This is a genomic window from Acidovorax sp. GW101-3H11, from assembly GCF_001633105.1.
Taxonomy (GTDB): Bacteria; Pseudomonadota; Gammaproteobacteria; order Burkholderiales; family Burkholderiaceae_C; genus Acidovorax.
Map to the genome: position 1 here is coordinate 53,276 of NZ_LUKZ01000008.1, position 21,929 is coordinate 75,204.

Annotated in this window: 22 protein-coding genes and 2 tRNA genes; 14 read left to right on the forward strand and 10 right to left on the reverse strand. The window is 61.6% G+C overall.

Translation table 11 applies throughout. The features are described from left to right. The first annotated feature begins 12 nt into the window (after window positions 1-12). From A1D30_RS05700 to A1D30_RS05715, 4 genes are all read left to right on the forward strand, one after another. Window positions 13-774, forward strand: a complete 762-nt coding sequence (locus A1D30_RS05700) for a cytochrome c1 (RefSeq protein WP_063459829.1) — start codon at window positions 13-15, stop codon at window positions 772-774. A 110-nt stretch (window positions 775-884) separates the two neighbouring features. Beyond that, a complete protein-coding gene (locus A1D30_RS05705) occupies window positions 885-1,496 on the forward strand; it encodes a glutathione S-transferase N-terminal domain-containing protein (RefSeq protein ID WP_005794209.1) in 612 nt (203 codons plus the stop codon). A 51-nt stretch (window positions 1,497-1,547) separates the two neighbouring features. Further along, the gene (locus tag A1D30_RS05710; RefSeq protein WP_063459830.1) at window positions 1,548-2,075 is read left to right on the forward strand and encodes a ClpXP protease specificity-enhancing factor; all 528 of its coding nucleotides are present in this window, start codon (window positions 1,548-1,550) and stop codon (window positions 2,073-2,075) included. A 49-nt stretch (window positions 2,076-2,124) separates the two neighbouring features. After that, window positions 2,125-2,200, forward strand: a tRNA-Thr gene (locus tag A1D30_RS05715). A 44-nt stretch (window positions 2,201-2,244) separates the two neighbouring features. Here A1D30_RS05715 and A1D30_RS05720 read toward each other — a convergent pair. Continuing rightward, a complete protein-coding gene (locus A1D30_RS05720; RefSeq protein ID WP_063459831.1) occupies window positions 2,245-2,544 on the reverse strand; it encodes a hypothetical protein in 300 nt (99 codons plus the stop codon). A 32-nt stretch (window positions 2,545-2,576) separates the two neighbouring features. Between A1D30_RS05720 and A1D30_RS05725 the strand changes: the two genes are divergently transcribed. From A1D30_RS05725 to A1D30_RS05745, 5 genes are all read left to right on the forward strand, one after another. Continuing rightward, window positions 2,577-3,539 (forward strand): M23 family metallopeptidase, encoded by a 963-nt coding sequence (locus A1D30_RS05725; RefSeq protein WP_063459832.1) that lies wholly within the window; start codon window positions 2,577-2,579, stop codon window positions 3,537-3,539. A 126-nt stretch (window positions 3,540-3,665) separates the two neighbouring features. Next, window positions 3,666-6,422, forward strand: a complete 2,757-nt coding sequence (secA, locus tag A1D30_RS05730) for a preprotein translocase subunit SecA (protein ID WP_063459833.1) — start codon at window positions 3,666-3,668, stop codon at window positions 6,420-6,422. A 152-nt stretch (window positions 6,423-6,574) separates the two neighbouring features. Then, window positions 6,575-7,813, forward strand: coding sequence for a bifunctional glutamate N-acetyltransferase/amino-acid acetyltransferase ArgJ (gene argJ / locus A1D30_RS05735; RefSeq protein ID WP_063459834.1), 1,239 nt, complete (start codon window positions 6,575-6,577; stop codon window positions 7,811-7,813). A gap of 63 nt (window positions 7,814-7,876) precedes the next feature. Next, entirely contained in the window at window positions 7,877-8,749 is an 873-nt protein-coding gene (locus A1D30_RS05740) for an ATP-binding protein (RefSeq protein WP_063459835.1), read from the forward strand. Beyond that, entirely contained in the window at window positions 8,742-9,167 is a 426-nt protein-coding gene (locus A1D30_RS05745; protein WP_347336232.1) for an NUDIX domain-containing protein, read from the forward strand. Before A1D30_RS05740 ends, A1D30_RS05745 begins: the two co-directional genes overlap by 8 nt. Before the next feature lie 125 nt (window positions 9,168-9,292). On the opposite strand, the gene A1D30_RS05750 is transcribed toward A1D30_RS05745, so the two are convergent. The 8 genes from A1D30_RS05750 to A1D30_RS05785 form a co-directional block, all read right to left on the reverse strand. Next, window positions 9,293-9,511 (reverse strand): DNA gyrase inhibitor YacG, encoded by a 219-nt coding sequence (locus A1D30_RS05750; protein ID WP_063459837.1) that lies wholly within the window; start codon window positions 9,509-9,511, stop codon window positions 9,293-9,295. 64 nt (window positions 9,512-9,575) lie between these two features. Then, the gene (gene zapD, locus A1D30_RS05755) at window positions 9,576-10,331 is read right to left on the reverse strand and encodes a cell division protein ZapD (protein WP_063459838.1); all 756 of its coding nucleotides are present in this window, start codon (window positions 10,329-10,331) and stop codon (window positions 9,576-9,578) included. A gap of 30 nt (window positions 10,332-10,361) precedes the next feature. Then, entirely contained in the window at window positions 10,362-10,982 is a 621-nt protein-coding gene (gene coaE / locus A1D30_RS05760; RefSeq protein ID WP_063459839.1) for a dephospho-CoA kinase, read from the reverse strand. A 13-nt stretch (window positions 10,983-10,995) separates the two neighbouring features. Further along, window positions 10,996-11,868, reverse strand: a complete 873-nt coding sequence (locus A1D30_RS05765; RefSeq protein WP_063459840.1) for an A24 family peptidase — start codon at window positions 11,866-11,868, stop codon at window positions 10,996-10,998. Next, window positions 11,868-13,088 (reverse strand): type II secretion system F family protein, encoded by a 1,221-nt coding sequence (locus tag A1D30_RS05770; protein WP_063459841.1) that lies wholly within the window; start codon window positions 13,086-13,088, stop codon window positions 11,868-11,870. Before A1D30_RS05770 ends, A1D30_RS05765 begins: the two co-directional genes overlap by 1 nt. 20 nt (window positions 13,089-13,108) lie before the next feature. Continuing rightward, window positions 13,109-14,848, reverse strand: coding sequence for a type IV-A pilus assembly ATPase PilB (gene pilB / locus A1D30_RS05775; protein WP_063459842.1), 1,740 nt, complete (start codon window positions 14,846-14,848; stop codon window positions 13,109-13,111). A 130-nt stretch (window positions 14,849-14,978) separates the two neighbouring features. Beyond that, window positions 14,979-15,055 (reverse strand) — tRNA-Pro (locus tag A1D30_RS05780). 39 nt (window positions 15,056-15,094) lie between these two features. Beyond that, window positions 15,095-16,090, reverse strand: coding sequence for a polyprenyl synthetase family protein (locus tag A1D30_RS05785; RefSeq protein WP_242421801.1), 996 nt, complete (start codon window positions 16,088-16,090; stop codon window positions 15,095-15,097). A gap of 160 nt (window positions 16,091-16,250) precedes the next feature. Between A1D30_RS05785 and rplU the strand changes: the two genes are divergently transcribed. From rplU to proB, 4 genes are all read left to right on the forward strand, one after another. Next, entirely contained in the window at window positions 16,251-16,562 is a 312-nt protein-coding gene (gene rplU, locus A1D30_RS05790; RefSeq protein ID WP_005794184.1) for a 50S ribosomal protein L21, read from the forward strand. 16 nt (window positions 16,563-16,578) lie between these two features. Continuing rightward, a complete protein-coding gene (gene rpmA, locus A1D30_RS05795) occupies window positions 16,579-16,836 on the forward strand; it encodes a 50S ribosomal protein L27 (RefSeq protein WP_005794180.1) in 258 nt (85 codons plus the stop codon). Window positions 16,837-17,013: 177 nt separating this feature from the next. Beyond that, window positions 17,014-18,084, forward strand: coding sequence for an Obg family GTPase CgtA (gene cgtA, locus A1D30_RS05800; protein WP_063459843.1), 1,071 nt, complete (start codon window positions 17,014-17,016; stop codon window positions 18,082-18,084). Window positions 18,085-18,181: 97 nt separating this feature from the next. After that, on the forward strand, window positions 18,182-19,324 hold the full coding sequence (proB, locus tag A1D30_RS05805; protein ID WP_063459844.1) for a glutamate 5-kinase: 1,143 nt from the start codon (window positions 18,182-18,184) through the stop codon (window positions 19,322-19,324). Window positions 19,325-19,414: 90 nt separating this feature from the next. On the opposite strand, the gene A1D30_RS05810 is transcribed toward proB, so the two are convergent. Beyond that, entirely contained in the window at window positions 19,415-20,092 is a 678-nt protein-coding gene (locus tag A1D30_RS05810) for an RNA pyrophosphohydrolase (protein ID WP_063459845.1), read from the reverse strand. A 92-nt stretch (window positions 20,093-20,184) separates the two neighbouring features. Here A1D30_RS05810 and A1D30_RS05815 point away from each other — a divergent pair, with 92 nt between their 5' ends. Continuing rightward, window positions 20,185-21,927, forward strand: coding sequence for a proline--tRNA ligase (locus tag A1D30_RS05815; protein WP_063459846.1), 1,743 nt, complete (start codon window positions 20,185-20,187; stop codon window positions 21,925-21,927). Window positions 21,928-21,929 lie beyond the last annotated feature (2 nt).

The following is a 21,929-nucleotide window of genomic DNA, read 5'->3' on the forward strand; positions in this document are numbered from 1 at the left end:
GAGACAACAACAATGAAGAAAATCATCCTCACGTTGATCGCCGCTGTGGGCCTGGTCGCCGGTGCAGCCCATGCTGCTGGTGGCGACACCATCGCCTGGGACAAGGCGCCCAACAAGACCAATGACCTGGCTTCGCTGCAAAACGGTGCCAAGGTGTTCGTCAACTACTGCCTGAACTGCCACTCGGCAGCCTTCATGCGCTTCAACCGCCTGCGCGACATCGGTTTGACTGAGCAGCAGATCAAGGACAACCTGCTCTTCACGACTGACAAGGTCGGCGAGACCATGAAGGCGTCCATCGATCCCAAGCAGGCCAAGGAATGGTTTGGCGCCAACCCGCCCGACCTGACTGTGATCGCGCGTTCGCGCGCCGGCCACGGCGGCACGGGTGCGGACTACCTCTACACCTTCCTGCGCACGTTCTACCGCGACGAGACCAAGGCCACGGGCTGGAACAACCTGGCTTTCCCGAGCGTGGGCATGCCCCATGTGCTGTGGGAAATGCAGGGCGACCGCCGCCCCGTGTTCGAAGAGCGCGAGAGCCACGGCCACAAAACCCAGGTCTTCAAGGGCTGGGAGCAGGTCAAGCCCGGCACCATGACCCCGCTGCAGTTCGACCAGACCGTGGGTGACCTGGTGAATTACCTGCAATGGATGGGCGAACCTGCCCAGAATACCCGCGTCCGAGTGGGCGTGTGGGTGTTGATTTTCCTCGGTGTTTTCACTGTCATTGCCTGGAGGCTGAACGCAGCCTTCTGGAAGGACGTGAAGTAAACAGCACGAGCCGCAAATCCTTGATCAGGCGCCCTTCGGGGTGCCGCTGGATTGTTTGCAGAGTGGGCGCTTTGGGCTCCCACTCTTTTGATTTTTAGGAGCCTCCCACCATGATGGTGCTTTATTCGGGTACGACCTGTCCCTTCTCCCACCGCTGCCGTTTTGTCCTGTTCGAAAAGGGCATGGACTTTGAAATCCGCGATGTGGATCTGTACAACAAGCCCGAAGACATCAGCGTGATGAACCCGTATGGCCAGGTGCCTATCCTGGTCGAGCGCGACCTGATCCTGTACGAGTCGAACATCATCAACGAGTACATCGACGAGCGCTTCCCGCATCCGCAGCTGATGCCTGGTGACCCGGTGGACCGCGCCCGCGTGCGCCTGTTCCTGCTGAACTTCGAGAAAGAGCTGTTCGTGCATGTGAACACGCTCGAATCGCGTGCGACCAAGGGCAACGAAAAGGCCCTGGAAAAGGCCCGCGCCCATATCCGCGACCGCCTCACGCAGCTGGCCCCCGTGTTCCTCAAGAACAAGTACATGCTGGGTGACAACTTCTCCATGCTGGACGTGGCCATCGCCCCGCTGCTGTGGCGCCTGGACTACTACGGCATCGACCTGTCGAAGAACGCGGCTCCGCTGCTCAAGTACGCCGAGCGCATCTTCTCGCGCCCTGCCTACATCGAGGCGCTGACGCCGTCCGAGAAGGTCATGCGCAAGTAATCCGCGGCCTGCCTACTTCCTTTTTTATTCACGCAGCAGCCATCCATCGACATGACCGCACAGGAATCGACCTCCACGCGCCCTTATCTCATTCGTGCCCTGTACGAGTGGTGCACGGACAACGGGCTCACGCCCTATGTGGCCGTGCGTGTGGACGATTCCGTGCAGGTGCCGCGCGAGTATGTGAAGGATGGCGAGATCGTGCTCAACATCAGTTTTGATGCCACGAGCGCGCTGCAGCTGGGCAATGACTTCATCGAGTTCAAGGCCCGTTTCGGTGGCAAGCCCCGTGAGATCCTGGTGCCCGTAGGCCGGGTGATCGCGATCTATGCCCGTGAGAATGGCCAGGGCATGGCCTTTCCGCCGCCGGTGGATATGTTGTCGGGCGGGGATGCCTCTTCGGTACTGGCATCCGCCCCCGCGCCCGCAGGGCCTGTGGCGGCAGCGCCCACCCCTTCGGATGACCGGGTGGTTCAGCTGGTGGGAAGCGATGAGGGGGGCAAAGGCGACGGGGGTGATGCCCCCCGCCCACCTCCCGCGTCCGGTGGGGCGCGGCCCTCGCTCAAGCGCGTCAAATAGCGCTGTTTCCGATTTTTGGGCTGCATTTACGGGATAAAATGCTGCCTTCGCCGGTTTAGCTCAGTTGGTAGAGCACCCGCCTTGTAAGCGGTAGGTCGTCAGTTCGATTCCGACAACCGGCACCATTTTTCTTGCTTTCTTCTGCATTCCCTGGTTCTGGCGGCCACCGTCAGGTTTGAACTTTCAGGCGAATCGCGTTAACCTCCCACCCCCGGCTGCGCAAATGCGCCTGCAACGCAGGCAGCAGTTGGCGTATTTTTGCCGCTGCAGCATTGCTCTTGACCAGCAGGCACCAGCTGTCCCCATCGATGGGGCCGGCCTGGATGGCTGGACGCAAGGTTGCGGGTATTAGCAATTCAATGGCCTTGAGCCGATCACTGGAGTCGCGTGTCAGTGCTGTCAGCCTGGCCAGCGTGGGGGATTCCGCGCTGGCTTGCTGCACGGTGACAGCGTGATGGCGGCGATTCATGGTGTGGCGTCTTCGGGCGTGGGGAATTCTTAGTGCATTTGATTATCACGGACGCCAGGTTGGCGCGCAGCCGGGCCATTCATCTGTCTGGTACCCGCCTGTTTTTGGCTGGCTTGGCGGTGTCGCTGTGCCTCATGCTGGTCGCGGCCACCCTGTACCACTGGGTCTTTCTGAAGGGCGCGCGCGAAGGCTGGCCGATTGTTGGATCCCTGGTGCGGCTGGTCGTCAAGGACGAGTTTGCAGAACGCGACCGCTTCATGCGTGCCAACCTGGATGCCATGGCGCGCCGCGTGGGTGAGATGCAGGCGCGCATGGTGCAACTGGAGTCGCTGGGGGAGCGGGTGCTGGGCCTGGCGGGCATGGCACCGGGAGATATTCAAAAGGCTGACGCACGCGGCGGAGCGCTGGTGAGTGCCCACAACCTCTCCATGGAAGAGCTGCAAACCACCCTGGACGAGCTGGAGCGACTGACCAACCAGCGGGTGGATTTGATGACGGTGCTCGAATCCCGTTTGTTTGACCAGCACATCCGCAAGAAGATGGTGCCGACCCATGCACCGGTGACGGGGCGGTCTGCGGGCTCGGGCTTTGGCTGGCGCCTGGATCCGATCACCGGCCAGTCGGCCTTGCACACCGGTCTGGATTTTCAGGCCGACACGGGCACGCCCATCCTGGCAGCGGCAGGGGGCGTCGTCGTCACGCAGGAGTACCACCCGGCCTACGGCAACATGATCGAGGTGGACCATGGCAACCAGCTGGTGACGCGTTACGCCCATGCTTCGCGTACCCTTGTGAAGCAGGGGGACATCGTGCGCCGGGGCCAGAAGATCGCAGAAATCGGTACGACGGGGCGCTCGACGGGGCCCCATCTGCATTTCGAAGTGCTGGTGCAAGGGGTTTTTCAAGACCCCCAGAAGTTCCTGAGCGCGGGGGGCACGGCCACCAATGCGCAGGTGGCGGCCGCGCAAGGGGCCGCACCCACACAGGGCAGGTAAAATCGCGGGTCCGGCGTTCATTGCCTGGGTTGCAAACCCGGCCAAAGGACCCACCTGAACTCAATTCATCTTAGGGATTTCGGTCGCTTGGCGCGCTGATTGCAGCGGGCAGGCGGTCCTGTTCGCATGGCCACCAACTTCCTCACCAAAATATTCGGCAGCCGCAATGACCGGCTCCTCAAGCAGTACCGCAAGACGGTGTCCCGCATCAATGCGATGGAGCCCGAGTACGAAAAGCTGTCGGACGAGCAGCTCAAGGCCAAGACGCAGGAGTTCAAGGAGCGCGTAGCCAAGGGCGCGTCGCTGGACGACATCCTCCCCGAAGCCTTTGCGGTGGTTCGCGAAGGGTCCAAGCGCATCATGAAGATGCGCCACTTCGATGTGCAGATGCTGGGCGGCATGGCGCTGCACTACGGAAAGATTTCCGAAATGCGCACGGGCGAAGGCAAGACGCTCACGGCCACGCTGCCGGTGTACCTCAATGCCCTGTCGGGCAAGGGTGTGCATGTGGTGACGGTGAACGACTACCTTGCCAACCGCGACGCGCAGTGGATGGGGCGCCTGTACAACTTCCTGGGCCTCACGGTGGGTATCAACCTGCCCAACATGCCCCGCGAGCAAAAGCAGGAAGCCTACCGCGCCGACATCACCTACGGCACCAACAACGAGTACGGCTTCGACTACCTGCGCGACAACATGGTCTATGAGGCGCAGGACCGCGTGCAGCAAGGCCTGAACTTCGCCATCGTGGACGAGGTGGACTCCATCCTGATCGACGAGGCGCGCACGCCCCTGATCATCAGCGGCCAGGCCGAGGACCACACGGCGACCTACGTTGCCATGAACAAGGTGGTGCCCCTGCTGGTGCGCCAGGAAGGCGAAGCCGACCCCCGCACGGGCGAGGGTGTGACCAAGCCGGGCGACTTCACCGTGGACGAAAAGAGCCACCAGGTGTTCCTGACCGAACAAGGCCACGAGACCGCCGAGCGCGTGCTCGCCAGCCATGGCTTGATCGCCGAAGGCGCCTCGGTGTACGACCCGGCCAACATCACGCTGATGCACCATCTGTACGCCGCGCTGCGTGCCAACCATCTCTACCACCGTGACCAGCACTACGTCGTGCAGAACGGCGAGATCGTGATCGTGGACGAGTTCACCGGCCGCCTGATGTCGGGCCGCCGCTGGAGCGAAGGCCTGCACCAGGCCGTGGAAGCCAAGGAAGGCCTGAAGATCCAGGCCGAGAACCAGACGCTGGCCTCCATCACCTTCCAGAACTATTTCCGCCTGTACAACAAGCTCGCGGGCATGACCGGCACGGCCGACACCGAGGCCTATGAGTTCCAGGAAATCTACGGCCTTGAAACCGTGGTCATCCCGCCCAACCGCCCGAGCAAGCGCGATGACCAGCTCGACCGCGTTTACAAGACCACGCGCGAGAAGTACGAAGCCGCCATCAAGGACATCCGCGAATGCCACGAGCGTGGCCAGCCGGTGCTGGTGGGCACCACGTCGATCGAGAACTCGGAAATCATCGACCAGCTGCTGAACAAGGAAAACCTGCCGCACCAGGTGCTGAACGCCAAGCAGCACGCCCGCGAGGCCGACATCGTGGCCCAGGCGGGCCGTGCCGGCATGATCACCATCGCCACCAACATGGCAGGCCGCGGCACCGACATCGTGCTGGGCGGCAACATCGAGAAGGATGTTGCGGCTGTCGAGGCCGACGAGTCCCTGTCCGAATCCGACCGCGCCGCCCAGGTGGCCGCGCTGCGCGAGCAGTGGAAGGTGGACCACGAGAAGGTCAAGGCCCTGGGGGGCCTGCGCATCATCGCCACCGAGCGCCACGAATCCCGCCGCATCGACAACCAGCTGCGGGGCCGCTCCGGCCGCCAGGGCGATCCCGGTTCCTCGCGCTTCTACCTGAGCCTCGATGATTCGCTGATGCGCATCTTCGCGGGCGACCGCGTCAAATCCATCATGGACCGCCTGAAGATGCCCGATGGTGAAGCCATCGAAGCGGGTATCGTGACCCGCAGCATCGAGTCGGCCCAGCGCAAGGTGGAAGCCCGCAACTTCGACATCCGCAAGCAATTGCTGGAGTACGACGATGTGTCCAACGACCAGCGCAAGGTCATCTACCAGCAGCGCAACGACATCCTCGACGCTTCCGATCTGTCGGACGTGATCGCCGCGATGCGCGAAGACTGCATGACCGATCTCGTGCGCCAGTACGTGCCCGTTGAATCGGTGGAAGAGCAGTGGGACCTGCCCGCGCTGGAAAAGGTGCTGGCCGAAGAATGGCAGGTGTCGATTGCGCTGCAGCAGGAAGTGCAGGGCGCAAGCAGCGTCACCGACGACGAAATTCTGGAAAAGGTGCTGCAGGCCGCCAACGCTGCGTTCGACAATAAGGTGGAGCAGGTAGGCCGCGACAACTTCACGCAGTTCGAGCGTGTGGTGCTGCTGCAGAACTTTGACTCCAACTGGCGCGACCACCTCTCTGCGCTGGACTACCTGCGCCAGGGCATCCACCTGCGCGGCTATGCGCAAAAGCAGCCCAAGCAGGAGTACAAGCGCGAAGCCTTTGAGCTGTTCCGCCAGTTGATCGACCAGGTCAAGAACGAGGTCACCAAGATCCTCATGACCGTGCAGATCCAGTCGCAGGCCCAGCTGGACCAGGCCGCACAGGACATGGAAAGCCGCGCCGAGAGCATCGCCAACGTGACCTACACCGCCCCCACCGAAACGGGCGAGGTGGAAACCACGGTCGTCGATGCCCAGACGGTGGGAGAGGCCCTGCCAGAGGGCCTCCGCGTGGGCCGCAACGACCCTTGCCCCTGCGGCAGCGGCAAGAAGTACAAGCAGTGCCACGGCAAGCTCGCTTGATTTCCTGATCCACACAACACGGGCTTCGGCCCGTGTTTTCATTGGCGCGCCACGGTTTTCCGGATAATCGGCCGCAATCTTCATTGACGGATGCAGAGGCTGTGTAGCCGCCATGCATCTGACCCCTCCCTCCGATAGAAAGGCCCCGTCCCATGCCTGTGAATCTTGTTGCCCCCGTTGCTGCCGATCTGTACCCGATTGCTGGCGTTCGTATCGGCGTTGCCGAAGCCGGTGTCCGCAAGGCCAACCGCAAGGACCTGACCGTGTTCCTGCTGGACGAAGGCGCCAGCGTGGCGGGTGTGTTCACCCAGAACCGCTTCTGCGCCGCCCCGGTGCAGATCAGCCGCGAACACCTGAGCCAACAACAAGCAGGCCAGCCGATCCGAGCCATGGTCATCAACACCGGCAACGCCAACGCGGGCACGGGTGCGGACGGCCTGGCGCGTGCGCGCTCTACCTGCGTTGCACTGGCCCGCCAGTTGAGCGTGGCGCCCGAGCAGATCCTGCCGTTCTCCACCGGCGTGATCATGGAACCCCTGCCCAACGACCGCATCGAGGCGGGCCTGCCCGCTGCGATTGCCGATGCGCAGCCCGGCCACTGGGCGCGCGCGGCCGAAGGCATCATGACCACGGACACGCTGCCCAAGGCGTTCTCGGCGCAGGCGCAGATTGGCGGCGCCACGGTGTCCATTACCGGCATCAGCAAAGGCGCAGGCATGATCCGCCCCAACATGGCCACCATGCTGGGCTTTCTGGCCACGGACGCCTGTGTGGCACCTGCCGTGATGCAGCAGCTGGCGCGCGAGCTGGCCGATGGCTCGTTCAACCGCGTGACCATCGACGGCGACACCTCGACCAACGACTCTTTCGTTGTGGTGGCCACCAACAAGGCCGCGCACGCGCCCATCACTTCGCTCGACAGTGCCGAGGGCCAGGCCCTCAAGGCCGCGATGCTGGCGGTGTCGCAGAAACTGGCCCAGGCCATCGTGCGCGACGGCGAAGGCGCCACCAAGTTCATCACCGTGCGGGTGGAAGGCGGCAAGACCGGCGACGAATGCCGCAAGGTGGCCTATGCAATTGCCCATTCGCCCCTGGTCAAGACAGCCTTCTTTGCCAGCGACCCGAATCTGGGCCGCATCCTGGCCGCTGTGGGCTATGCGGGCATCGACGACCTGGACCAGACCGGCATTGATCTGTACCTGGACGACGTGCATGTGGCCGTGCAGGGCGGCCGCAACCCCGCGTACCGCGAGGAAGACGGCCAGCGCGTGATGAAGCAGGCCGAAATCACCGTGCGTGTGCTGCTGGGCCGTGGCAATGCCGCAGACACGGTGTGGACCTGCGATTTCAGCCATGAATATGTGACGATCAACGCAGACTACCGCTCCTGATTCACTGCAATACTCCTGATTTGATAGCTGCTAGCGCATGATGGACGCGCGGTAGACACCAAAATGAACCAGAAATTTGAACATCTGATCGAGCGTGCCGAGCAGCTCATCGCCCGCATCGAATCCGTGCTGCCCCAGCCGCTCTCTGCGCCCGACTGGTCTGCGGCCATTGCCTGGCGCTACCGCAAGCGCAGCAGCGGCCACGGCACCCTGGAGCCGGTGCGCCATGTGGCCGCGATGGCGCTGGCAGACCTCAAGGAAATCGATCCCCAGAAGGAAAAGATCGAGCGCAACACGCAGCAGTTTGTGCGAGGCTTGCCCGCCAACAACGTGCTGCTGACCGGCGCACGCGGCACGGGCAAGTCCTCGCTCATCAAGGCCTGCCTGAACGCCTATGCGGCGCAGGGCCTGCGCCTGATCGAGGTGGACAAGGCGGACCTGACCGATCTGCCCGACATCGTGGACGTGGTGTCCGCACGGCCCGAGAAATTCATTGTCTTCTGCGACGACCTGAGCTTTGAAGACGGCGAACCTGGCTACAAGGCACTCAAGTCCATCCTCGACGGCTCGGTGGCGGCCGCGACACCCAATGTGCTGATTTACGCCACGAGCAACCGGCGCCATCTGTTGCCGGAGTACATGAAGGAAAACCTCACCTACACCCACACCGAGGATGGCGAGGTGCATCCTGGTGAAGTGGTGGAAGAGAAGATCTCCCTGTCAGAGCGTTTTGGGCTGTGGGTGAGCTTCTACCCCTTCAGCCAGGAGGAGTACCTGACCATCACGGCGCAATGGCTGTCGTCGCTGGGGGTTTCTGCCGCCGCCATCGCGGCTGCGCGGCCCGAGGCCCTGGTCTGGGCGCTGGAGCGGGGCTCGCGCAGCGGCCGCGTGGCCTACCAGTTTGCGCGCGACTATGCGGGGAAGCACAGTGGCTGAAACAACACGCAAGCACACCGAGGTGGCGGTGGGCATCCTGCTGCGCGCGGATGGTGCCATGCTGCTGTCCACCCGCCCGCCGGGCAAGCCGTACGCGGGCTATTGGGAGTTTCCGGGCGGCAAGCTGGAGGCGGGCGAGACGGTGGAAGAGGCGCTGCGCCGCGAACTGATCGAGGAACTGGGCGTGACCATCGGGGCGGCCAGTGTCTGGAAGGTCACGGAGCACGACTATCCCCATGCCCTGGTGCGCCTGCACTGGTGCAAGGTCTGGGCATGGACGGGGGAGTTCGAGATGCGCGAGGGCCAGTCCATGGCCTGGCAGCAAATGCCGCTGACGGTGGCGCCGGTGCTGCCCGGGGCTTACCCGGTGCTGCAATGGCTGGCCGAGGAGCGGGGCCTGGAGTTCACGCCCGAATAAACCATCGTGCCTGCTTGCTGTCGGTGCAGTGGAGATGGTTTGCTATTAATTTAGTAGCTTAAAAGTGTTTGCTATCAGGCGGTAGCGGCCATTTATGGCCAGTATTTTGGCTGGTCGCCCCTGTGTCAGTGCTGTTGGCGCGGATCGCCATACTGGGCGTCCGCAGGCGGGGCTTCGGCGGGCATGCGGAAGTCCTCGCTGGCCCAGGCGCCCAGATCGACCTGCTTGCAGCGCTCGCTGCAAAAAGGGCGGTAGGCATTGGCGGGGCTGTACACGCTGTCGCCGCCGCAGCTGGGGCAGACCACGGTGCGTGCAAAGGGTGTGGTGGATGTTGAGCGGGTCATGCTTGTGGGCGAATCAAGGTGGTGCTCGCCGGTCACCAGGATGGTTTACTGAAGTTATCCAGACTCAGGCGCACAGCGTGAGTTCAAACGCTGCATCCTCGTTGCAGGCGTGCAGGCGGCCATCCCCTTCGAGCCGCATGAGCCGTACCGAAACAATCAGGCGGTTGCCGCTGATCTCGGGAATCAGGTTCAGGGCCGGGTCCATGCGCAGCCGCAGCAGCTGGAAGGTGCGGCCTTGCGGCAGGTTCTGCTGGAACTGGCCACGTTCTGCCGCCACCTTCTGGGGGACACCCGAATCGCGCAGCAGCTTGAGCAGCACATAAATCGATTCGGCCAGTGGCGCGAGCGTGGACGCCCATTGCTCCAGCGCCTGCTGCCGGACGTCGGGGGCGTGGTGTTGCCACGCATAGTAAGCCGGCAGATCGAACCCGCAGGTGCCACCAGGGATGCCGATGCGGCTGCGGATGCTCATCAGCCAGTCGTTCTCGGTCAGCGCATGGCCCGATTTCCCGTTCTGCCCATTCAGTGCGGTGAAGCACCGGTCGAGCTGGGCGATCACCGCATCCAGTGCGGCCTCGGAGATGGAGGGGTTGCCGCGGTAGCTGTCGAGCTGGTGCTTGTGTTTTTCGATGTCCTTGAGCACGTCCGACTTCAAGTCGGCCCGGGCCGCCACGTCCATGATCTCGAAGATCGTGACCAGCGCAAAGTGGTGGTCGAGCGCATGCGCGCGGGGGATCAACTCCCCCAAGCGGCGGAACAACTGCTCAAGCCGCAGATAGGTTCTGAGACGCTCGTTAAAGGGGTATTCGTAAAGGATCACGCTGGCGGGTTCCTGGGGGGCTCTGGTGCATCATAGCCCGAACAAGGCGGCTGCCTGCCGCACCTGGGCCTGCAATGCGGGCAGCGTACAGCCGGGCCCGTTGGTTATCACGATATCGGCCACCGCACGGCGCGCGCGCCGGGTGGCTTGCGATGCAATGATGCCCCGCACCACGTCGGGGGCGAGGCCGCTGCGGTGCGTGACCCGCTCAATCTGGGTCTCCACAGGGCAGTCCACCACCACCACGGCATCCAGCTGGCGGGCCCACCGGCCGGACTCTGCCAACAGCGGAATGTCGTGCACGATCAGGCGGGAGCTTGCCGCGATGGCCTGCTGTGTCTGCAAAAAGCTGTGCTGGGTCACCAGCGGGTGCACGATGGCCTCCAGCTGTGCGCGTGCCTCGGGCCGGCTGAAGGCCAGCTCACGCATGCGCGAGCGGTCCAGCGCCCCGGAGGCATCCACGAAGTCTGCACCGAATGTGCTGCGGATGGCGTCCATCGCGTCCCCGCCGGGGCCGGTGACCGCGCGCGCAATCTGGTCTGCGTCGATCATGGTGGCACCCAGCGAGGCGAACATGCCACCCACGGTGCTTTTGCCACTGCCTATGCCGCCGGTCAGGCCCAGGCGCACCGGGCCCCTTTTGTTTGCCATGGTCGGGACGGGGCTACAAGCCCAGCAGATTCAACACGGTGTTCAGGATGGCGCTGGGGCCAAACACCATCGCCGTCAGCCCGGCACCCACGAGGAAGGGGCCAAACGGTATGTAGCCCCCTTCGCGCAAGCTGCTGAAAATTTTCATCGCGATACCGACGATGGCGCCAATGATCGACGACATCAGAATGACGGGCACCAGCGCCTGCCATCCAAACCAGGCGCCGAGTGCGGCGAACAGCTTGAAGTCGCCGTACCCCATGCCCTCCTTGCCTGTGGCCAGCTTGAAGCCCCAGTACACCAGCCACAACGACAGGTAACCGGCTGCAGCGCCTGTCACGGAGGCGTGCAGCGGGACGTTCGTCCACTGGAATGCCGCCGAGAGCAGGCCCGCCCAGAGCAAGGGCAGGGTGATATCGTCCGGCAACAGGGTGGTGTCCCAGTCAATGAATGCCAAGGCCACGAGTGCGGCGGAAAATCCGCACCATGCGAAACCGGTGGGGGACACGCCCCAGCGGTATATGCAGAAGAAGAACAGCGCTCCAGTGAGCAACTCGACCATCGGGTAGCGAGCGCTGATCGGTGCCTTGCAGGCCGAGCAGCGGCCTCGCAAAAAGAGATAACTCAGGACAGGGACATTTTCATACCACTGCACCGCATGCCCGCAAGAAGGGCAGCGCGACCGCGGCGTCATCAGGTTGAAGGGCGCCTGCGCGCCTGCAGGAGGCTCCTTGCCTTGTTTCTCGGCCTCCAGCTGGGCCAACTCTGCGGCCCATTGCTGCTCCATCATCTTGGGCAGCCGGTAAATGACCACGTTCAGAAAACTGCCGATCAGCAAGCCCAAGACGCCGCCTAGGGCGGCGCCCCACCACACCTCGAACTCCATTACACGACCTGACCGAGTTTGAAGATGGGGAGGTACATGGAAACCACGATTCCGCCAATCAAGGTGCCCAGGAACACAATGATGATGGGCTCCATCAGGCTGGACAGACCGGCCACCATGTCGTCCACTTCGGATTCGTAGAAATCGGCCGCCTTGCCCAGCATGTGGTCAATGGAACCGGACTCTTCCCCGATAGCGCACATCTGCAGCACCATGGAAGGGAAAACGTTGGCATTGCCCATGGCTGCAGTCAGGCTGGTGCCGGTGGACACTTCTTGCTGAATTTTTTCGGTGGCCATGGAATAAACGGAATTGCCTGCGGCGCCGCCTACCGAGTCCAACGCTTCAACCAAGGGAACGCCTGCAGCGAACATGGTGGCCAGGGTCCGGGTCCAGCGCGCAACGCAAGATTTGTCGATCAGTGCTCCGAAAACGGGCATGCGTAGCAGCAGGCGATCCATGAACATCTGCATCTTTTCATTGCGGCGCCACGCCTGCATGAAGAAGAAAAAGCTGCCGCCTATAGCGCCAAAGATCAGCCACCACCACTTCACGAAAATCTCACTGATAGCCATCACAAACAGTGTGGGGGCAGGAAGATCTGCTCCGAATGACGTGAAGACCTCTTTGAATGCTGGAATCACAAAAATCATGATCACTGTGACAACGACAAAGGCAACAATGACCACGGATATCGGGTACATCAAAGCCGATTTGATTTTTGACTTGATGGCCTCTGTCTTCTCCATGTAGGTAGCAAGTCGATCCAAAAGTGCTTCCAAGATACCCGCAGCTTCCCCTGCCTCGACCAAATTACAGTAGAGACTATCAAAATACATCGGATACTTGCGGAAGGCACCATTCAGCGATGTCCCTGTCTCAATGTCCGCACGAATATCGTTGAGTAGTTTGGTGACGCTGGCATTGGTGTTTCCTCTGCCCACAATATCAAAAGCCTGGAGCAAAGGGACACCCGCCTTCATCATGGTCGCCAATTGGCGCGTGAACAAGGCAATGTCTTTCGGTTTTATTTTTTTGCCTGAGCGCATGCGGCGCTTTTTAATCTTCGTCGGAAAAACCCCCTGGCGCCGTAAGGTGGCCTGAACCTGGTTTTCTCCAACTGCGCGGACTTCTCCTCGAACGATTTTCCCATGGCGGTCTTTGCCCTCCCATTCGAAGACAAAATCCTTGAGATCTCTTTTAGATGCTGCGGTAGCCATACTGCCCTCATCAGTGGTTACTATTCGTTGGTAACTGCCAAAACTTCTTCGAGAGAAGTCAGGCCGAGCTTGGCTTTGTGGAGTCCGGAATCGCGGAGCGAACGCACACCCTCGGCTCTCGCTTGTTCGGCGATTTCCAGAGCGCTTCCATCACGAAGAATGATGCGTTGGATGTCTTCAGATACGGGCATGACCTGGTAAATACCCAAGCGACCTTTGTACCCGTTATTGCATGCGGAACAGCCAACGGGGCGGTAGGTGACCCACGAGCCGTCTATATCGTCTTCCTTGTACCCGGCCTCCACGAGTGTTTCGTGGGGGATGTCGGCAGGGGCCTTGCAGGCTGGGCAGAGCCTGCGCGCCAGCCGTTGTGCGGTGATCAAGATCACACTGGATGCGATATTGAAGGGTGCAATACCCATGTTGCGCATCCGTGTCAGCGTCGTGGGCGCGTCGTTGGTGTGCAGGGTAGACAAGACCAAGTGACCGGTCTGGGCGGCCTTGATCGAGATGTCAGCCGTTTCCAGATCCCGGATTTCCCCCACCATGATGATATCGGGATCCTGGCGGAGAAAGGATTTGAGTGCGACTGCAAATGTCAGGCCAGCCTTCTCATTCACATTGACCTGGTTGACGCCAGGCAGATTGATTTCAGAGGGATCTTCGGCTGTCGCAATATTGACGCCCGGCTTGTTGAGCAGATTCAGGCAGGTATAAAGAGAAACGGTCTTGCCGGAGCCCGTAGGCCCGGTCACCAAAATCATGCCGTAGGGGCGACCAATGGCCTGAAGAAGGCGTTCCTTTTCTACAGGTTCATAGCCTAATGCGTCGATACCCAGCTTGGCACTGCTCGGATCGAGAATACGGATCACGATTTTTTCACCAAACAAGGTGGGCAATGTGCTGACGCGGAAGTCAATGACCCTGTCAGGACCTACCTTCAATTTCATCCGGCCATCTTGCGGAACCCGCTTTTCCGAGATGTCCAGGCGCGAAATCACTTTGATGCGCGAAGCCAGCTTGTCCTTGATGGCAATCGGGGGGGATGCTATTTCGCGCAACTCGCCGTCAATCCGGAAGCGGACGCGGTATTGGTGTTCGTAAGGTTCAAAATGCAAATCGGACGCTCGCATATTGAAGGCGTCCAGCAGCATCTTGTGAAGAAATTTGACGATGGGCGCGTCCTCAACCTCTGTGACGCCGGTATCTGCCTCCTCGGGAGCGTCTTCAATCGAGACATCGTCAAACTCGAAATCACCACCTCCACTCACCAGCGTTTCCATGGACTCGCTGGTAGATTTGGACGTCACCTCTACCAAGCGGCTCAGTTTGTCATATTCCGCAATAATCCAATCCACACCCATCTGGGTGGTGAACTTTATTTTTTCTGCGGCTTCTTGGTCTGTGGGATCCGCCGTGGCAACAATCAATCGGTTGTTGCGCTTGCTGAGCACAACAACCCGATAAGCCTGGCAGATTTTGTTGTCCAGCAGTTCTTTGGGCAGGCGCAATGGATCAATTGCATCCAGGTCCAGCAGCGGTGCTCCAAAGACGGCTGACACCGTGTGCGCCAAATCAGCCGCAGATACTGCACCGGAGCCTGTCAATTCAGCGATAAAACTGGTGCGGCTGATTTGTGATTTTTTGTAAATGTCCTCGGCTGACTTTTGCGTCAGCTTGCCAGCAGACATCAACGCCCGACCCAGTCCGGGGAGGGCGACTGCAGAGGCTTCTTTGGGGACAGTATCAACAGCGGCCATGTAACCGGTAATGTGTTAGGTGTGGAAAAGAAACCATCCTATCATCACCGATCATGCTGGGGGTGTACAGCGCTGGATATTGGTAACTGCGCCACAGGCGGCGCGAATGCATGTTTGGGCGGTGGATTTATGGTCGGGGTGAGAGGATTCGAACCTCCGGCCTCTACGTCCCGAACGTAGCGCTCTACCAGGCTAAGCTACACCCCGTTGATCGCATAGCACCCATTTGCGCGTGTAATGTGCGTTTTAGTTGCGTCGCGCCAGCAATTGCGCGGCCAATTCTAGCAAGCCCTTTGAATGGGCATTGGCTGGAAGCTGCTCTGCGGCGGCCATGGCCCGACGGGCTTCGGCGAATGCGGCTGCCCGCGTAACGTCCAGGGCGCCGGTGGCTCGGACGATTTGAATGATCTCGCTCAATTGTTCTGTTGATCCTTGCTCGATGGCTTGGCGAACAACAAGTGCCTGGCTGGGGGTGCCTCGCTCCATGGCAGCAATCAATGGCAGTGTTGACTTCCCCTCCCGGAGGTCGTCGCCCAGGTTCTTGCCCATTTCGGCGGAGTCGCCGTCGTAGTCCAGGACGTCATCAATGATCTGAAAGGCTGTGCCCAGCGCCTGTCCGTAAGTAGCGCAAGCTTCCTCGATCTCGGGTGTGCTATCGGCCAGCACGGCTCCCAGTCTGGCGCTGGCTTCGAACAGCTTGGCTGTCTTGGAGCGGATCACGCGCAGGTAGCCTGCCTCATCCAGAGAGGCGTCGTGCATGTTCATGAGCTGAAGCACCTCCCCCTCGGCGATCACGTTGGTGGCTTCGGAGAGGATTTCCATGATCCGCATGCTTCCTGCTTCCACCATCATCTGGAAGGAGCGGGTGTGTAGGAAGTCCCCCACAAGCACACTGGCGGGGTTGCCGAATGTCTCGTTGGCTGTGGGGCGTCCCCGACGCAGGGTCGATGCGTCCACCACGTCGTCGTGCAGCAGCGTGGCCGTGTGAATCAGCTCGACCACTGCTGCGAGGCTGAACCGGTGGTCGCCGCGGTAGCCCAGGGCGCCGCACACCATCAGCAGCAGTGCAGGCCGCAGGCGCTTGCCGCCGGCGGCAATGATGTACTGCGATATCTGGGCGACCAGCGGCACGCTGGACGTCAGGCGCCGCTCAATGACCTTATCGACCTCGTGCATGTCCTGGGCAACGAGCGTGAGGGGGGAGGCTGCGGGGGCGGTATGGTCAGTCAAGATGGCGGTCACAGAAAGTGCCCCGGATTATAGGAAGACCTGGACAGGGTCATCGCGGCCTGATGGGCGCGCGTTGCGCTCGTCTTCAAGGGGGTGGACCTGCGTAAACTGATGCGCTATACTCGCGGGCTCTGCAGAAATTCGTCTGCGGAACTCATATCAAGAGGTCAACATGTACGCGGTCATAAAAACCGGCGGCAAGCAGTATCGCGTTGCTTCCGGCGAAAAAATTAAAGTAGAACAGATTGCTGCGGACGTAGGCCAGGAGATCGTGATCGACCAGGTTCTGGCTGTCGGCAACGGCGCTGAACTGAAGGTTGGTACGCCCCTGGTGTCCGGCGCAACCGTGAAAGCCACTGTCGTGGCCCACGGCAAGCACGACAAGGTGCACATCTTCAAGATGCGCCGTCGCAAGCACTATCAAAAACGCCAAGGCCATCGCCAGCAGTTCACCGAACTGCAAATCGGTGCGATTGCTGCTTAAGCGAAGGAGCTAAGTCATGGCACAGAAAAAAGGCGGCGGCTCTACGCGAAATGGGCGCGACTCCAAGCCAAAGATGCTGGGTGTCAAGGCGTTCGGTGGTGAATTGATCAGCGCTGGCTCGATCATTGTGCGCCAACGTGGCACACGTTTCCACCCCGGCACCAACGTCGGCGTCGGCAAGGATCACACCTTGTTCGCCCTGGTGGACGGCCACGTGTCGTTTGGCACCAAGGGTGCATTGTCCAAGTCCACGGTCAATGTGACTCCCGCCTGAGGATTTTTCCTCCGGCAAGCAACGAAGCCCCGCTTTGCCGGGGCTTTGTTGTTTGGTCTGTACGGGTGGCTCTCGCATGCCATCTGCCTGCGGCGCCTGGAAGGCGCTCCGCTGTTCCGCCACAATCGGCGGTTGGCTGCCGGTTTGTCTGGCGCCCTTTTGTAAACTGGATATTCCATGAAGTTCGTCGATGAAGCCTTTATTGACATTGCCGCCGGTGACGGTGGCAATGGCTGCGTGTCGTTTCGGCACGAAAAATACAAGGAATTTGGCGGACCCAATGGCGGTGACGGGGGGCGGGGTGGGCATGTGTTTGCCGTTGCCGACCCCAACCTGAACACCCTGGTGGACTTTCGCTACTCGCGCCGGCACGAGGCCAAGCGTGGCGAACATGGCATGGGCTCGGACATGTTTGGCGCCGCAGGTACCGACATCACCCTCAAAATGCCCGTAGGCACCATCATCACCGACGCGGAAACGGGTGAGGTGCTGTATGAGCTGCTTAATCCGGGCGAGGTGATCACCATCGCCAAGGGCGGCGATGGCGGGTTTGGCAATCTGCGCTTCAAGAGCGCCATCAACCGCGCACCCCGCCAGAAGACGCCGGGCTGGCCGGGTGAAAAAAAGAACCTCAAGCTGGAGCTGAAGGTGCTGGCCGATGTGGGCCTGCTGGGCATGCCGAACGCAGGCAAGTCCACCTTCATCACGGCGGTTTCCAATGCGCGGCCCAAGATTGCCGACTACCCTTTCACCACCCTGCACCCGAATCTGGGTGTGGTGCGCGTGGGGCCGGAGCAAAGTTTTGTGGTGGCGGACATCCCAGGCCTGATCGAAGGGGCGTCGGAGGGAGCGGGGCTGGGCCACCAGTTTCTGCGCCATCTGCAGCGCACCCGCCTGTTGTTGCACATCGTGGATCTGGCGCCATTCGATGACGCGGTGGACCCGGTGGCGCAGGCCAAGGCGATTGTCAACGAGCTGAAGAAGTACGACCAGCAGCTCTACAACAAACCCCGCTGGCTGGTGCTGAACAAACTGGACATGGTGCCGGACGACGAGCGCGAGGCGCGTGTCAAAGATTTTGTGAAGCGTTTCAAGTGGAAGGGGCCGGTGTTCGAGATTTCTGCGCTGACCCGCGAGGGCTGCGAGTCCCTGATCCATGCGATCTTCCGCCATGTGCAGTCGGAGCAGCGCACGGAAAACGAGCCCGTGGAAGTCGATCCCCGGTTTGCCGGAGACGCGCCTGCTTGATGAACGGGGCTTGTGGGCCTTTGCTTCTGGTTGCTATATTTTTAATAGCTACTAGCGCTTGATGGGTGCGCGGTAGCAGCCAAAAATGATTCAAACAATGGTTTCCAGCGTATTGCGAGATGCCCGCCGCATTGTGGTCAAAGTGGGCTCCAGCCTTGTGACCAATGAGGGCCGTGGCCTGGATGAAACGGCCATCGGTGAATGGAGCCGCCAGCTGGCGGCCCTGGTGCGCGGCGATGGCGGGGTGGCGCGCGAGGTCGTGATGGTGTCCAGTGGTGCGATTGCCGAGGGCATGAAGCGCCTGGGCTGGACCACGCGACCGCAGGAGATCCACGAGCTGCAGGCCGCCGCCGCCGTGGGGCAGATGGGCCTCGCGCAAATGTACGAGACCAAGCTGCGCGAAGAGGGCATGGGCAGCGCCCAGGTGCTGCTTACCCATGCCGACCTGGCCGACCGCGAGCGCTACCTGAACGCGCGCTCCACCTTGCTCACGCTGCTGCGCTTGGGCGTGGTGCCGGTGATCAATGAGAACGACACGGTCGTCAACGATGAAATCAAGTTTGGTGACAACGACACCCTGGGAGCGCTGGTGGCCAATCTGGTCGAGGCCGATGCACTGATCATCCTCACGGACCAAAAAGGGCTGTACACCGCCGACCCGCGCCGGGACCCTGCAGCGCAATTTGTGCACGAAGCCAAGGCGGGGGATCTGGCCCTGGAGGCCATGGCGGGGGGCGCTGGTTCCAGCATCGGCAGGGGCGGCATGATCACCAAGATCCTGGCGGCAAAGCGTGCTGCGGGCTCGGGCGCGTCCACCGTAATTGCCTGGGGACGGGAGCCCGATGTGCTGCTGCGCCTGGTTGGGGGTGAGTCCCTGGGGACCTTGCTGGTTGCACAAACCCAGAAAAAACAAGCGCGCAAACAATGGATGGCGGACCACCTCCAGCTGCGCGGCTCCGTGGTGGTGGATGCCGGGGCTGCCGCCAAGGTGCGCGACGAAGGCAAGAGTCTGCTGCCGATTGGCATGACGGCGGTCGAGGGCGATTTCTCGCGCGGCGATGTGATTGCCGTGCGGGATGCCTCGGGTGTCGAGATCGCGCGGGGCCTGGCCAACTATGCGGCCGCCGAAGCGCGCCTTCTGTGCCGCAAGCCTTCGGCCGAATTTGAAAAACTGCTGGGCTATGTGGCAGAGCCAGAGATGGTGCACCGCGACAACCTGGTGCTGGCTGTGGGCGCGTGATTGCCGGATTGCTTTAGCGTTGTGCGCGCGGCGTTCCAGCCATAAAAAATGCCTGCTTATTGCAGGCATTTTTGTTGGTGGGTGCGAAGATCAGCGGGGCGTGGTGGTGGTCAGGGGCGGAATGCCGTCCAGTTCACCCGGCATGCTGTTTTGCGGGTCGGGGTCAAAACTGGCGCCAGGGGGAAGTTCCATGCCTGGGTTGATCAGCATGGACCCGGTGCGGTACATGCTTGTCCCCGTGTGTTCGCCTTCCCGTGTCCGCATGCCGCTGCGCAAGTAGCGGTTGCGCTGTTCATGCCGAGGCAGGTAGCGCGCCAGTTCGGTCAGGGCCATTTCATAGACCCCCCGCTTGAACTCGACGACCACGTCCAGAGGCACCCAGTAGTCATTCCAGCGCCAGGCATCGAACTCGGGGTGGTTGGTCGCACGGAGATTCAAGTCCCAGTCGTGGCCCACCAGTTGGAGCAGATACCAGATCTGTTTCTGGCCCTTGTAATGTCCGCGCGCGTCGCGGCGGATGTACCGGTCAGGCACCTCATAGCGCAACCAGTCCCGGGTGCGGGCCACCACGCGCACGTGGTCAGGCAATAATCCCACCTCTTCGTGCAGCTCCCGGAACATGGCCTGCTCGGGGGTCTCGCCCCGGTCAATGCCACCTTGCGGAAACTGCCAACTGTGGGTGCGTATGCGCTTGCCCCAGAACACCTGGTTTCTCTGGTTGAGCAGGATGATGCCGACGTTCGGCCGAAAGCCGTCCCGGTCAAGCATAATCAAACCCCAAATTTTTAAACTGTGTCCATTATGCACGGCGCCTAGCGCGCAGCAAGTGGACTGCTCTGATCCGCCTGAAATCGATTCCGATGAAAGCCTCCCAATTCTTTATCTCCACCCTCAAGGAAGCCCCGGCCGACGCAGAAGTGGTCAGCCACAAACTCATGATGCGGGCAGGGCTGATCAAGAAGCTGGGCGCGGGCATCTACAACTACATGCCCATGGGGCTCAAGGTGATCCGCAAGGTCGAGGCCATCGTGCGGGAAGAAATGAACCGCGCGGGCGCTGTGGAGCTGACCATGCCCGTGGTGCAGCCCGCCGAGCTGTGGCAAGAGACGGGCCGCTTTGACAAGATGGGCCCCGAGCTGCTGCGCATTCAGGACCGCCATGGCCGTGACTTCGTGGTGCAGCCGACCAGCGAAGAAGTGATCACTGACATCGCGCGCCAGGAACTCAAGAGCTACAAGCAGCTGCCGAAGAACTTCTACCAGATCCAGACCAAGTTCCGCGACGAGCGCCGCCCTCGCTTCGGCCTTATGCGCGGCCGCGAGTTCATCATGAAGGACGCCTACAGCTTCGACCGCGACCAGGTGGCCGCCAAGGCCAGCTACCAGGTGATGGCTGCTGCCTACCGCCGCATTTTTGACCGCTTCGGCCTGACCTACCGCGCTGTGGCTGCCGATAGTGGCGCCATCGGTGGCGACCTGTCCGAAGAGTTCCAGGTGATCGCCGCCACGGGTGAAGACGCCATCGTCTACTGCCCGCAGAGCGACTACGCTGCCAACATGGAAAAGGCCGAGGCCCTGGCGCCTGCCGGTCCACGCCCTGCGCCCGCCAAGGCCATGGAAAAGACGCCGACCCCGGGCAAAAGCACCTGCGCCGACGTGGCCGAGTTGCTGGGTGTGCCTTTGAGCACCACCGTGAAGTCGCTGGTCCTGGCCACGGACGAAACCAACGAGGCTGGCGAGATCATCAAGAGCCAGGTCTGGCTGCTGCTGCTGCGTGGCGACCACGACATGAACGAGATCAAGGTCGGCAAAGTGCCCGGCCTGGCAGGCTTCCGATTTGCCACGCTCTTCGAGATCGAGGACCACTTTGGCTGCAAGCCCGGTTACCTGGGCCCCATTGGCCTCCAAAAGCCGCTCAAGATCGTGGTGGACCGTGAGGTGGCCGTGATGGCCGACTGGATCTGCGGCGCCAACGAGGTGGATTTCCACATCACCGGCGTGAATTGGGGCCGTGACCTGCCCGAGCCCGATGCCGTGGCCGACCTGCGCAACGTGGTGGCGGGCGACCGCTCCCCCGATGGCAAGGGCGAGCTGGCCATCGAGCGTGGCATCGAAGTCGGCCATGTGTTCTACCTCGGCACCAAGTACAGCCGCGCCATGAACGCCACCTTCCTGGACGAAACCGGCAAGCCCCAGCCGCTGGAGATGGGCTGCTACGGCATTGGCGTCACGCGCCTGCCAGCCGCCGCCATCGAGCAAAACCATGACGAGCGCGGCATCATCTGGCCCGACGCGATTGCGCCCTTCACCGTGGTGGTCTGCCCTGTGGGCATGGACCGCAGCGAGGCCGTCAAGGCTGCGGCCGAGCAGCTCTATGCCGACCTGCTGGCCGCCGGTGTGGATGTGATCCTGGACGACCGCGGCGAGCGCCCCGGCGCCATGTTTGCCGACTGGGAGCTGATCGGTGTGCCGCACCGCGTGACCATTGGCGACAAGAGCCTCAAGGAAGGTGTGGTCGAGTACCAGCACCGCCGCGACACGGCCGCGACCAAGGTGGCGCTGGCCGACATCCTGGCCCATGTGAAGGGCCGCATGGTGGTATGAGC